The following is a 12,233-nucleotide window of genomic DNA, read 5'->3' on the forward strand; positions in this document are numbered from 1 at the left end:
GGACCATACCGCCGGTACTCGATGCAGAAGTTTGTGAGGCGAGGCACAGGCGCAGCCACCCGATGGGCCCTACCCTCCCACCATGCATTCGGAGCTGCAGTCCTTCGTCACGGCGATCGACCACGTCGGCGTCGCCGTTCCGGACCTCGACGTCGCCGTGGCCTTCTACCGCGACACCTTCGGCCTGGAGCTGGCGCACGAGGAGACCAACGAGGAACAGGGCGTGCGCGAGGCGATGATGCGCGCGCCCGGCGACACCGGCGTCGGCACCGCCGTGCAGCTGCTGGCCCCGCTGAACCCCGAGTCCACGATCGCGAAGTTCCTGGACAAGCGCGGTCCCGGGCTCCAGCAGCTGGCGTACCGGGTCAGCGACATCGACGCGGCGTGCTCGGCGCTGAAGGCCAAGGGCGTGCGGCTGGTCTACGAGGCCCCCAAGCGCGGCACCTCGGACAGCCGGGTCAACTTCGTCCACCCCAAGGACGGCGGCGGCGTGCTGATCGAACTGGTCCAACCCGCCGAGGGCCACTGAGGCGCTGCTCGATCCCGCGAGCGGGTCTTCGGCCCGCTCCGCGTCGTCCGGTCGTCAACCGTTCGGCTCGACCTGCATAAGGAACGCGGTCAGCGGCGGGGCAGCAGCAGGATCACTTGGCTCGCGTTGCGTTCGACGGCCGCTCGCGAGTACAGCAGCGGGAAGTACTCGCCCTTGTGCCACAACGGAGCCAGGTCGCGGTAGTGCTTGCTCGCCGGGTCACCGGACTGGCCCGGCGTGTTGATCGCGCGGGAGGCGTCCCAGTTGCCCACGTCCAGCACCATCCGGAACGACGCGCCGCCGGTCTGCCGGAAGTCCGCGCCGTAGGACGCCGCGTCCGGGGTGTCCGCCGAGCCGCCGCGCGGGAACGGGCCCACGTCGACGCCGGGCAGCTGCCCGGACAGCGGGTGCTGGAACAGGGTCTGGTGCAGCGTCCCCCACTGCCAGGCGGCCGGGTCCGCGCCGAGGCGCTTCTCCACGTCGCGCCAGGCCGCGGCGAGCGTGTCCACGACGAGCTTGTCCCGCTTCGCCTTGGCGTCCTGGCCGAGCCACCGCTCCGGGTGCTCGATCACGTCGAGCACCACCTCCGGGTCCGGCGCCTGGCCCAGCTGCGCGAGCGCGGGCACGGTCGCGGCGATCACCGCGGCGCCGAGGTGCTTCACGCGCCACACCTCGTACAGCGCGGCCGGACCGGACTTCGCCTCCAGCACGTGGTTCCACCCGTGCAGCGACTGGAGCGCCTTGGCCGCGACCGGATCGGTCGTCGTGACGTCCTTGAGCACCGCGGTGATCCGGCGGGCCACGACGGAGAGCTGGTCGTTCTGCAGCCCCTCGGAGTCCTGGATAGTCAGTTTCTCTTTGCCGCCAAGCACTTCGTGGATGCGCTGGGAACGGAACGGATCGGCCCACTCGTAGCCGAGCTTGCGGTCTCGCGGGTAGTCCTCCGGCAGGTTCTCCTCGTTGGCCGTGGCCAGGAAGCCCTTCGCCGGGTTCACCGAGCGCGGCAGCTGCTCGCCGTCGTAGTAGCCCTCCCACTCGTAGCGGCCGTCGCCGGGCACCGGCAGCAGGCCGTCGAAGGCCGGGCGCTTCGGCGCCATCCCGCCGGGCAGCCAGGCGATGTCGCCCCTGGTGTCGGCGTAGACCTGGTTCTCCGGCGGTCCGCCCCAGTTCCGCATGACCTCGCGGAACTGCGCGAGGTTCCTGACCCCCATGTACTTCAGGCTGCCGAGGTACGGCGAGGTGCCGGGCTCGAACCACACGCTGCGCAGCGCGTAGGACTGGTGGCGAGCCTCATCGGTGTGCAGCACGACGCCGTGCCGGGTGAAGGTCAGGTCGACCTCGCGGGCCGCCTCGCCCTTGACCGCGATCCTCTCCTTGACCGTGCGCACCGGCTCCCAGGCGTCCTTGAAGCGGTAGCGGCCGTGGTTCGCCGGGTCCAGCTGCTCGACGTAGAGGTCCTCCTGGTCGATCGAGAAGATCGTCAGGCCGAACGCCGCCGTGCCGTTGTGGCCGGTCGACACCCCGGGCAGGATCGGCTCACCGGCGCCGATCACGTCGAGCCCGGGCGCGGACAGGTGCTGGACGTAGCGCCCGGACGGCGCGGGCAGCACCCGGTGCGGGTCGTTGGCCAGCACGGGCCGCCCGGTCGCCGACTTCTTCGCGCCGATCACCCAGTTGTTGCTGCCCTCCTGCTGCTCGGCCGCGTTGAGCTCCAGCTTCTGTCCCTTGAACGTGACCGCCTGCGTGCCGAGCCGGTAGGTGTTGATCACGTCGCCCGCGTTCTCCGTGACCGCGCACGCGTCCAGGCCGTCTGGGATCTTCGTGGTCCAGTCCGGTTGCAGCTTCACGCGCACTCGGTCCGCGTCGAGGCCGGCGAGGCAGGCGGTCATCGCGCGCATGATCTCGCTGTAGAGGTTGCGGACCAGGCCGTGGCTGCGGATGCGCACCACGTCCTCCGGCGCCCACCGCGCGGGCTTGTGGCCGAGCTTGCGGAACTCCTCCGGCAGCGCCTGCGGGTTCTGGTCGACCCAGTCGACGTAGGCGTTGATGCCGTTCACGAACTTGGTGATGATCTGCTTCGCCCGCGGACCGTAGGAGGCCCACTCGCGCTCCATGTCTCCGCGGTACAACAGCATCCGCGACGCACGGTCCTGCTCCACCCACGCGCGCCCGAAGGACTCCGCGAGCTGCCCGAGACCGCGCTTGCGCCACAGGTCCATCTGGAACAGACGATCGCGCGCGGCGTTGAAGCCCTGTGCGAGGAAGAGGTCGTCGGTGTTCAGCGCGTAGATGTGCGGCACGCCCCACTTGTCGACCACCATGCGCACGGGCTGGTCGAGCCCGCGCACGGCGTAGGTCTGCGGTGTGGCCGCTCGCGCGGGAACCGCGACCGCGGAGACGAGCACCGCCACGGCCAGGAACAAAGCCCGCATACAGCCTCCCTCGGCAGAGCGCACAGACTTCATAGCCTTGCGACGACCTGCCAAGAAGCCCGCAAAAGGAATTCAAACCTCGGCGCGCAACGCCCGGGCGATGAAGGCGACCTCCCGCTCCATCCGGTTCGCGCGCTCTGACCAGTCCGGAGTGTGCCTGGCGACGGAGTGGCGGTAGCTGACCGCGAGACCGAGCAGTTCGGCCGCGCTGTCCACATCCGCGGCACCCGGGCAGACCGCGGCCAGAACGTCCCGGATCTCCTGCACCATTCGGTCGAAGCGCCCGTGCATGGCCTCGCGCACCGCGTCGTGGGTGTCCGACTCGCGCCACAGCAGGTGGCTCAGCAACGGCGAGGAGTCCAGCCGCTCGTCGAGGGCGGCCACGAGGCGGCGCAGGCTCAGCTCGACGTCACCGGGCACCACGACGTCGGCGGGGTCGACCGAGTCCTCCGGCAGGCGGCGCACCAACGCGGCGAGGAGATCCGGCTTGCGGCGGAAGTAGTAGTGGACCAACCCCTTGGGCACGCCGGCCAGCTCGGCGATGCGCGACGTGGGTGTGGCGTCGAAGCCCAGCTCGGCGAACAGCTGCTCCGCCGCGTCGAGAATCCGTTCCTTGGCCGACATCCACCGTCCCCGCTCATCGTCCGCACTCCGGTCGGGGCGCGGCAGCCGACCGCCCTGGCACAAGGAGGCGCGGGCGGCCGTGTGCCGCCCGCGCCACGACAAGGCCGGGTCAGTGCGATCCGGCGAGCCCGCGATGGGCGGCGTTGGCTTCGGGGAGCGCCGCCGCGCCCACCGCGACGGCCAGCACGCCCACGATCCACGAGGTCCACGCCGCGCCCATCATGTCCGCGTATCCCATGGCCCACGGGGCGATGAAGACCAGTGCCCCGATCACCACGTGCGTCCACTCGCTCGCCACCGAACCCGGCATCGCGAGGGACCAGAGACCGGCAAGACCGAGCAGGGCGCCGAAAACGATCATCGTCCACATGGCCCGGTCGGTCGTCTCGGACCACGCGGGGGTCAGCATCAGCACCACGCCGAGCACCACGGCCGCCCAGTCCTGCCAGCGAGTCCACGCTTTGGCCATCACGCCACCTCCGTACCGCGTCAGTACCGCGTCGAACTCCGGCGCCCGCACGCCCTGCCGCGTCCGGGCGCCCACCACCGATGATCCGCTTGGTTGGCCGCCCGGTCAAGAATGCCGGGAACGGTTGGCCGCCCGACAATCGGGGGAATCGGAGTGCGGTGCCTCACAGCCGGGCCGCTGGATCGATTACCGGCCAGTAACCTCCGGCCCACCTGCGGATATGAACACCGTTGATGTGCAACCGATCACATGGAGGTCTGCCGTGCAGAAGATCCTCGACGCGATCCTCGCCGACGAGCTCGACGCGCTGGCGTCCCTTCCGGTGCCGGACAGCTATCGCGGCGTCACGGTGCGCAAGAGCGAGCAGGACATGTTCGCGGGGCTGGAGAGCCGGGACAAGGACCCGCGCCGCTCGCTGCACGTGGACGAGGTGCCGACGCCGGAGCTGGGCCCGGGCGAGGCGCTGGTGGCCGTGATGGCCAGCGCGATCAACTACAACACCGTGTGGACCTCGATCTTCGAGCCGCTGTCCACCTTCGGCTTCCTGGAGCGCTACGGGCGCACATCGGAGCTGAACGCGCGGCACGACCTGCCCTACCACGTGGTCGGCTCCGACCTGGCGGGTGTGGTGCTGCGGACCGGCCCCGGCGTGAACGCGTGGAAGCCCGGCGACGAGGTGGTCGCGCACTGCCTCAACGTGGAGCTGGAGCACCCAGACGGGCACAGCGACACCATGCTCGACCCGGAGCAGCGGATCTGGGGCTTCGAGACCAACTTCGGCGGGCTGGCCGAGCTGGCGCTGGTCAAGGCCAACCAGCTGATGCCCAAGCCGAAGCACCTCAGCTGGGAGGAGGCCGCCAGCCCGGGCCTGGTCAACTCCACCGCCTACCGCCAGCTCGTCTCGCGCAACGGCGCGGACATGAAGCAGGGCGACGTCGTGCTGATCTGGGGCGCCTCCGGCGGCCTCGGCTCCTACGCGACGCAGTTCGCGCTCAACGGCGGCGCCACCCCGGTGTGCGTGGTCTCCAGCCCGGAGAAGGCCGAGATCTGCCGCAAGATGGGCGCCGAGCTGGTCATCGACCGCGCCGCCGAGGGCTACCGGTTCTGGAAGGACGAGCACGAGCAGGACCAGCGCGAGTGGAAGCGCTTCGGCGCCAAGATCCGCGAACTGACCGGCGGCGACGACCCGGACATCGTCTTCGAGCACCCCGGCCGGGAGACCTTCGGCGCCAGCGTCTACGTGGCCAAGCGCGGCGGCACCATCGTGACCTGCGCCTCCACCTCCGGCTTCAACCACAGCTACGACAACCGGTACCTGTGGATGCACCTGAAGCGGATCGTCGGCTCGCACTTCGCGAACTACCGCGAGGCGTGGGAGGCCAACCGACTGATCGCCAAGGGCGCCGTGCACCCCACGCTGTCCAAGGTCTACCCGCTGGAGGAGACCGGCCAGGCCGCCCACGACGTCCACCGCAACGCCCACCAGGGCAAGGTCGGCGTGCTGTGCCTGGCGCCGGAGGAGGGCCTGGGCGTGCGCGATCCCGAGTTCCGGGACCGGCACGCCGAGGCGATCAACCGATTCCGGGGCGTGTGAACGCTTTCCCGTGACTGATCACAGTGGACAGTCGCGACATTCGCCGGGCACACGCCCGTGGGGTCTGAAGTTTTCTCCCGAGTACGGGTAGCGTGAACCCATGGGCCTTGCCGATGACCGCGAGCTCGTGCCGCTGGGGTCAGGCTTCGACATCGTGAAGCGCGGTGGCTACAACCGCGCCCAGGTGGAGGAGCACCTCGAACGGCTCGACTCGGACCTGCGCATCCTCGCCGCGGACCGCGACGCCGCCGTCTCCCAGGCGGCCGATCTCGCGCGCCAGCTGGAAAAGGCGCGTTCGGAGATCGAGGACCTCAAGGGTCAGGTCGACCGGCTGTCCAAGCCGCCGACCACCCTCGAGGGCCTCAGCGAACGGCTGCAACGAATGCTCCGCCTGGCCCAGGACGAGGCGAGCGAGACGCGGGCGCGCGCCGAGGCCGAGGGCCGGGAGATCAAGGCGAAGGCGGAGAAGGACTCCGCCGCGCTGCGCGTCCGCTACGAGCAGCTGATCACCGAGCTGGACAACCGGCGCGCGGAGATGGAGGCCGAGCACCAGAACGTGCTCGACACCGCGCGCGCCGAGGCCAAGCGGATCACCGACGTGGCCGAGCAGGCGCGGCAGGAGGCCGACGCGGCGTCCGCGGCCAAGCGCAAGCAGGTCGAGGAGGACTTCGAGATCGCCATGGCCTCGCGTCGCGCCGAGGCCATGCACGCGCTCGCCGAGACGGAGGCGGCCAGCAAGGCCGAGGCCGACCGCCGGGTCCGCGAGGCCACCGAGGAGGCGAACAAGCGCGTCCTCGACGCGACCGAGGACGCCAAGCGCCGCGTCGCCGAGGCGACCGCGGAGGCGCAGCGCCTGGTCCGCGAGGCGACCGACGAGAGCAGCCGCAGGCTCTTCGAGGCCACCGAGGAAGCCAAGCGCCGCCGCACCGAGGCGGTCGACGAGGCGGCCAAGCGCATCCGCGAGGCCACCGAGGAGTCCGCGCGCCGTGTCCGCGAGGCGACGGCCGAGGCGCAGCGCCTGGTCCGCGAGGCGACCGAGGAGTCGACCCGCCGGGTGGAGTACGCGACCAAGCGCGTTCAGGAGCTGCGCGAGCTGCGGGTGAAGGTGGCCGGGCAGCTCAAGGAGATGGAGTCCAGGCTCGACACGCTGCGCACGGAGCTGAAGTCGCGGCTGGAGAAGGCCCGCGCCCAGCTCAAGACGCAGCTGGAGGCGGCGCGCACGGAGCTGGTCTCCCGGCTGGAGACGATGCGCACCGACCTGGACACGGAGCTGGAGTCGGCGACCGGCAAGAGCCAGACGGAACTCGGTTCGGTGCTCAGCGGGGTCGGTGGCGAGCTGGACTCGGTGCACACGGCCTTCGCCGAGGCCAAGCCGATCCTGGACCAGGCCGAGGACGAGCAGGACGTGCTCGCCAAGCCCGCCCTGCCGCCGCAGGGCAAGCAGCAGCCGCCCCAGGCACCGCAGGCTCCTCAGCCGCCGAAACAGCAGCCGCCCGCGCAGGGCGTGCCGCCGTCACCGGCCAAGCCGTCCGGCACCGCACCGCCGCTGGACCAGCCGACGCAGCAGTTCAAGCGGCCGATGCCCGCGATGGAGGCACCGACCAACCGCATGGGCCAGCAGCAACAGCAGCGCCCGCCGCAGCAACAGCAGACCCAGGTGCTGCAGAACCAGCAACAGCAGCACAAGCCGCAGCAGCACCCGCCACGGCAGCAACCCCCGAAGCAGCAGCAGAAGCAACAGCAGCAGAAGTCCTCGGGCAAGCCCCCACAGCGCCAGCGCTGACGTCGTTCGTAGCCCGGTCAGGTGAGCCAGTCGAGGAGGACCCCGGCGAACTCGGCCGGGCGCTCGATGGGTGGCAGGTGACCGCATCCCGGCACGAGCACGAGTTCGGCGTCGGGCAGCAGGTCGAACATCTCCTGGGCCGCGGTCGGCGGGGTGAGCTTGTCCTGCTCCCCCACGACGATCAACGTCGGTACGTCGAGGTCGCGCAGCACGTCCGTGGAGTCCGGCCGGGCGGCCATGGCCCGCTGCGCCCAGGCGACGCCCTCCGCGGACTGCGCGTCGATCAACGACCGCGTGGCGCGCACGGCGTCGGGTCGCTTGGCGTGCGTGCTCGCGCCCAGCAACCCGTCGAGGACCGCGTCGGCGAGCCAGCCGGTGCCCTCGGCCTCGACGCGTTCGGCCATCGCGAGGCGCCCGGCGCGCTGCTGGTGGTTGTCGGCGACGGCCTTGGTGTCGACGAGGACCAGCTTCTCGACCAGCTCGGGGGCTTGGCGCAGCAGGGCCATCGCCACGTAGCCGCCCATCGAGATCCCGCCGAGGACCACCCGCTCCAGCCCCAGCGCCTCGATCTGGGCCAGCACGTCCGCGGCCACGACGTCCAGGCTCGGCACGGGCGCGGTGCCCAGCGGCCTCGCGCCGAGGCCGCGCTGGTCGGGGGTGATCACGGTGAAGCGTGCTTCCAGCGGTGCGCGGACCGCGTCCCACATGCGCGAGTCCAGCGGGAACGCGTGCAGCAGCACCACCGCGGGGCGAATTTCGGTGTCGTCGGTGCTCATGCCTGCCTATCCTGCCCGCGTGACTGAGACCCCACTGTTCGTGCTCACCGGTATCTCCGCGAGCGGTAAGACGACCATCGGCCGCATGCTCGCGGACTCGTTCCCGAAGAGCGCGTTCGTGGAGGGCGACCTGGTCCGCGAGATGGTGCGCTCCGGCCGCGTGGACATGAGCCCGGATCCGTCCGAGGACGCGCTCGGCCAGCTGCTGCTGCGCTACCGCCAGGCGGCGACGCTGGCGATGTCGTTCCAGGACGCGGGCTTCGCCACGGTGGCAGAGGACGTGATCATCGGCGACGTGCTGAAGGACTACCTCGACGTGCTGCGCGGGCGCCAGGTGCACCTGGTGGTGCTGGCCCCGACGCCGGAGACGGTGCACCAGCGCGAGGCGGCGCGGAACAAGACCGGCTACGACTCGTGGGCGGTGACGGCGCTGAACAAGATCCTGCACGAGCAGACCCCGCGCCTCGGCCTGTGGCTGGACACCTCCGAGCAGACGCCGGAGGAGACCGTCGCGGAGATCCTGGCGCGCCGCGAGGAGAGCCTGCTCGGGTGATCGGCACGGACCGCCTGGTGCTGCGCAGGCCGACCGCGGCGGACCTGACGGCGATGGTGGAGATCCATTCCGATCCGGAGACGAACCGGTTCAACCCGCTCGGTCCGGCCGACGAGGCACGCGCCACCCGCGACCTGATGTCGTGGCTGGCGCACTGGGCGGTGCACGGCTTCGGCTACTGCGCGATCACCGAGCCCTCCGGCTTCGTCGTCGGTTTCGGCGGCCTGCGCACGCACGTCTTCGAGGACGAGCCGGTGCTGAACCTGTACTACCGCTTCCGCCCGTCGGCGTGGGGCAAGGGCTACGCCCCGGAGATGGCGCGCGCCGTCGTGGACTGGGCGCGGGAGCACCGCCCCGAACCCGTGCTGATCTTCACGAAGTCCGACAACGCCCCCGCGATCCGGGTGGCGGAGAAGATCGGCTTCACGTTGCTGCGCGAGACCGTGCTCGAAGGCGCTCCTGCCGTGGTCTACGGCGCTCAGGAGACGATCGTGACCTGATGCGTCGTGGACGGGCCGTCCCAGGTGCGCGGCAGCGGGGTCGGCACGTCCGGCACGACCGCGGCGACGAGCTGGTCCAGCGCCTCCTCGGCGTAGCCGACCAGCAGGTGCTTGCCGCCCGCGACCGGGATGACCTTCGCCTGCGGGATCGCGGCGAAGCGCCGCCCGGCCTCCTCCGGCTGGAGGTTGTCGTCGTGCTCGGGCACCAGGCAGTACACCGGCTTGCCCGACTTCGCCCAGGTCTCCAGGTGCTCCGGCTTGCTCCAGCGCAGCGGCGGGGAGATCAGGAACAGCCCCCGCACGAGCGGGTCGCAGCCGTGCACCAGCGCCAGGTCGGTGCCGAAGGACCAGCCGACCAGCCACACGTTCGGCAGGTCGTGGAACTCGGCGTACTCCAGCGCGGCGGCCACGTCGAACCGCTCGCCGTCGCCGTTGTCGAACTCGCCCTCGCTGCGCCCGGCCTCGCTCGCCGTGCCGCGGGTGTTGAACCGCAGGACCGCGACCCCGGCCAGCGCGGGCAGTCGCCACGCCGCCTTCCGGTACAGGTGCGAGTCCATCATCCCGCCGTGCGTCGGCAGGGGGTGCAGCAGCACGAGGGTCGCCTTGGGCTCCCCCTCCGGCGGCAGGGACAGCTCGCCGATCAGGTTCAGCCCGTCCGCGGTGTGCAGGGTGATCGACTCGCGGCGCGCGGGGAGGACGGTGTTCGCCCGGATCTCAGTAGTCATCTCGGCCCCGATTTTGCCACTCGACCGGCGTAGTGCGGGGGCGACGAGCGTCACGACCAGCGCCTGGTCGGTCCCCTCCGGCTCCTCGCCGACCAGCAGCCGTTGTGCCAGTGCCTGCGATCCGCGCTCGACCCGTGCTCGTCGGCGGGCCAGGCCACGACGTGCGGCGTTCCCGGGACGATCTCGTGATCGCAGCCGGGGCAGCGGTAGTGCTTGGTCGCCTGCGAACCCGCGACGTTGCGCACGAGCCAGTCCCCGTCCGGGCCGCTCTCCGTGCGCGCCCAGCCGACGCCGCCGCCGAGACCGCGGTCAGGGCGCTTGTCGCGACGGTTGTGGCGAGGCACGGCGAAGACCCTAGGCCGTGTTCCGGGTGTCTCGTTCGATGAGGGTCGGGATCGAGGTCGTTCCTGGCAAGACGGCGGAAGACCACGCACCGGTGTTGTACGTGGGCTTTCCGGCGACGCGGCCTAGCTCGCGCGGGGGAGGGAGTTGGTTCGCTGGTGGGAGCCGTCACCGGGGGCTTCGGAGCAGGGTTGGTCTCACCGACAACCCGAGGGGGAGCGAAAGATGAAGATCGTCGCAGGTGCGCTCGCGATCATGCTGGCGTCCGTGGTGAGCGCGAGCGCCGCCACCGCGACGCCCACCGAGCCGGAGGGCAGCCTGACCGGTGCGGCGGGCGGCAAGCTCGGCGAGATGTTCGGCCCGCTCGCCGGGGACCCGGTGCGGTTCGCGGTGGACGCGAAGGGCTCGCCGGGCAAGGTCGGCGGCACTTTCCACGTGCTGCACACCAAGCCGGACGGCAAGGCGTTCGCGGAGTTCTCCGGCAAGGTCGACTGCCTGATCTCCGCGCACGGGCAGGCCGTGGTGACCGGGATCGTCGAGCGCGAGTCGCTGCCGGGCCTGCCGCCGGGCACCACCGTGATCGGCAAGCGCGTGGGCCTCTCGGTCGCCGACCGCGGCAGGCACGGCGACCGCATCGGCTGGAGCTGGGCGACCGGCGGCTTCGAGCAGAGCACCCTGCCGTGCACCAGCACCGTGCCGTTCTTCACCACGACACAGGGCGACTACAAGCTGCGTTCGATGTTCTAACGTGCGGGAATGGGCATCAAGATCATCGAGTACGACCCGGCGTGGCCGGAGCGGTTCGAAGCGGCGCGGGCTCTGGTCCGTGCCGCCTGCGGCGACCGGGTGCTCACCATCGAGCACATCGGCAGCACGGCGGTGCCCGGTCTCGCGGCCAAGCCGACGATCGACATCGCGGCGGGCGTGCGCTCGGTGGACGCGGACGGACCCGCCGTCGCCGAGGCGATGCGCCCGCACGGCTACGTCCCGATGGACACCGGCATGACTGGGCGGCTGTTCCTCCACCGCGAGGTCGACGGGCAGCGCACGCACCACCTGCACGTGGTGCCCGAGGAGGAGCTGCCCGAGTTCCTTGAGCTGCTGCTGCGCGACTGGCTGCGCACGCACTCCGCGGACGCCGAGCGCTACGGCGCGCTGAAGAAGCGCCTGGCGGCGGAGCTGACGGACAGCTTCGAGTACACCAAGGCCAAGACCGAGCTGATCCAGGAGTTGGTGGACGCCGCCCGGCTCGCCCGCGGGATGCCGAAGGTGCCAGTCTGGGCGGACTGATGTTCGAGGAGGCTGGAGGAGACTCGGTGGTCCGGGAACAAGCTGGTCAGGTGCTCGCGGCGAACCTGCGCGCACTGAGGGAGCAACGCGGGCTGTCGCTGTCCGAGCTGGCGCGGCGCTCCGAGATCGCCAAGGGCACGCTCTCCCAGCTGGAGTCCGGAACCGGCAATCCCACCATCGAGACCGTGTTCAGTTTGTCGAACGCTCTCGACGTCCCGGTGTCGTCGTTGCTGACCGAGCGCGTGGCGCAGGACGTCGTGCTGATCCGCTCCGCCGGGCTCGACGTGCTCAGCGGGGACGCCGTCGACCTCCGCATGCTGCGCCGGGTGGACGTCTCGGAGACGGTCTTCGAGCTGTACGACCAGCGCGTGCGGCCCGGGCGGACGCAGCGTTCGACCGGCCATCCAGGACGCGAGCACACCGTTGTGACGTCGGGCTTTCTCCGCGTCGGCCCGGCGGACGCGCCGTACACGCTCGGCCCGGGGGACTACGTGTGCTTCCCGGCGCAGCAGCCGCACGTCTACGAGGCGGTCGACGGTCCGGTGACCTCGGTGCTGCTGCTGGAGTACCCGGCGACGGCTGGACCGGTGCAGTTCGGCGCCCACCATTGACCCTG

General features: G+C 71.0%; 14 protein-coding genes. 8 read left to right on the forward strand and 6 right to left on the reverse strand.

Translation table 11 applies throughout. The features are described from left to right. Positions 1-82 precede the first annotated feature (82 nt). Complete coding sequence (gene mce / locus BLT28_RS21305; RefSeq protein WP_030429000.1) at positions 83-529, forward strand: methylmalonyl-CoA epimerase; 447 nt, start codon at positions 83-85, stop codon at positions 527-529. Between the two features lie 89 nt (positions 530-618). Here mce and BLT28_RS21310 read toward each other — a convergent pair whose 3' ends face one another. From BLT28_RS21310 to BLT28_RS21320, 3 genes are all read right to left on the reverse strand, one after another. After that, positions 619-2,961, reverse strand: coding sequence for a penicillin acylase family protein (locus tag BLT28_RS21310; protein ID WP_030428999.1), 2,343 nt, complete (start codon positions 2,959-2,961; stop codon positions 619-621). A 72-nt stretch (positions 2,962-3,033) separates the two neighbouring features. Then, entirely contained in the window at positions 3,034-3,585 is a 552-nt protein-coding gene (locus BLT28_RS21315; protein ID WP_030428998.1) for a TetR/AcrR family transcriptional regulator, read from the reverse strand. A 109-nt stretch (positions 3,586-3,694) separates the two neighbouring features. Then, a complete protein-coding gene (locus BLT28_RS21320) occupies positions 3,695-4,054 on the reverse strand; it encodes an SPW repeat domain-containing protein (RefSeq protein ID WP_030428997.1) in 360 nt (119 codons plus the stop codon). A 220-nt stretch (positions 4,055-4,274) separates the two neighbouring features. Here BLT28_RS21320 and ccrA point away from each other — a divergent pair, with 220 nt between their 5' ends. Next, a complete protein-coding gene (gene ccrA / locus BLT28_RS21325; protein ID WP_052407180.1) occupies positions 4,275-5,648 on the forward strand; it encodes a crotonyl-CoA carboxylase/reductase in 1,374 nt (457 codons plus the stop codon). A gap of 100 nt (positions 5,649-5,748) precedes the next feature. Further along, positions 5,749-7,431: a coiled-coil domain-containing protein gene (locus BLT28_RS42705; protein WP_063766545.1), complete on the forward strand. Its 1,683-nt coding sequence runs from the start codon at positions 5,749-5,751 to the stop codon at positions 7,429-7,431. A gap of 17 nt (positions 7,432-7,448) precedes the next feature. Here the strand turns inward: BLT28_RS42705 and BLT28_RS21335 are convergent, their stop codons facing one another. Continuing rightward, positions 7,449-8,207 carry an alpha/beta fold hydrolase gene (locus BLT28_RS21335; RefSeq protein WP_030428994.1) on the reverse strand — a complete coding sequence of 253 codons (759 nt, stop codon included), beginning with the start codon at positions 8,205-8,207 and terminating at the stop codon, positions 7,449-7,451. Positions 8,208-8,226: 19 nt separating this feature from the next. On the opposite strand from BLT28_RS21335, the gene BLT28_RS21340 reads away from it, so the two are divergent. Both BLT28_RS21340 and BLT28_RS21345 read left to right on the forward strand, forming a co-directional pair. Further along, the gene (locus BLT28_RS21340; protein ID WP_231950370.1) at positions 8,227-8,760 is read left to right on the forward strand and encodes an AAA family ATPase; all 534 of its coding nucleotides are present in this window, start codon (positions 8,227-8,229) and stop codon (positions 8,758-8,760) included. Continuing rightward, positions 8,757-9,260: a GNAT family N-acetyltransferase gene (locus BLT28_RS21345; protein WP_231950371.1), complete on the forward strand. Its 504-nt coding sequence runs from the start codon at positions 8,757-8,759 to the stop codon at positions 9,258-9,260. Before BLT28_RS21340 ends, BLT28_RS21345 begins: the two co-directional genes overlap by 4 nt. On the opposite strand, the gene BLT28_RS21350 is transcribed toward BLT28_RS21345, so the two are convergent. Continuing rightward, positions 9,239-9,985, reverse strand: coding sequence for an alpha/beta hydrolase (locus BLT28_RS21350; protein ID WP_030428991.1), 747 nt, complete (start codon positions 9,983-9,985; stop codon positions 9,239-9,241). The two genes, BLT28_RS21345 and BLT28_RS21350, sit on opposite strands and share 22 nt — an antisense overlap. Positions 9,986-10,035: 50 nt before the next feature. Further along, positions 10,036-10,329 (reverse strand): hypothetical protein, encoded by a 294-nt coding sequence (locus tag BLT28_RS21355; RefSeq protein WP_030428990.1) that lies wholly within the window; start codon positions 10,327-10,329, stop codon positions 10,036-10,038. A 223-nt stretch (positions 10,330-10,552) separates the two neighbouring features. On the opposite strand from BLT28_RS21355, the gene BLT28_RS21360 reads away from it, so the two are divergent. The 3 genes from BLT28_RS21360 to BLT28_RS21370 are packed head-to-tail and all read left to right on the forward strand — an operon-like array spanning position 10,553 to position 12,228. Continuing rightward, positions 10,553-11,074, forward strand: a complete 522-nt coding sequence (locus tag BLT28_RS21360) for a hypothetical protein (RefSeq protein ID WP_030428989.1) — start codon at positions 10,553-10,555, stop codon at positions 11,072-11,074. Positions 11,075-11,083: 9 nt separating this feature from the next. Next, on the forward strand, positions 11,084-11,617 hold the full coding sequence (locus BLT28_RS21365) for a GrpB family protein (protein WP_030428988.1): 534 nt from the start codon (positions 11,084-11,086) through the stop codon (positions 11,615-11,617). After that, complete coding sequence (locus BLT28_RS21370) at positions 11,617-12,228, forward strand: helix-turn-helix domain-containing protein (protein WP_197683883.1); 612 nt, start codon at positions 11,617-11,619, stop codon at positions 12,226-12,228. The genes BLT28_RS21365 and BLT28_RS21370 overlap by 1 nt, the downstream gene beginning before the upstream one ends. Positions 12,229-12,233: the final 5 nt, after the last annotated feature.

It is taken from the genome of Allokutzneria albata (assembly GCF_900103775.1).
Lineage (GTDB): Bacteria > Actinomycetota > Actinomycetes > Mycobacteriales > Pseudonocardiaceae > Allokutzneria > Allokutzneria albata.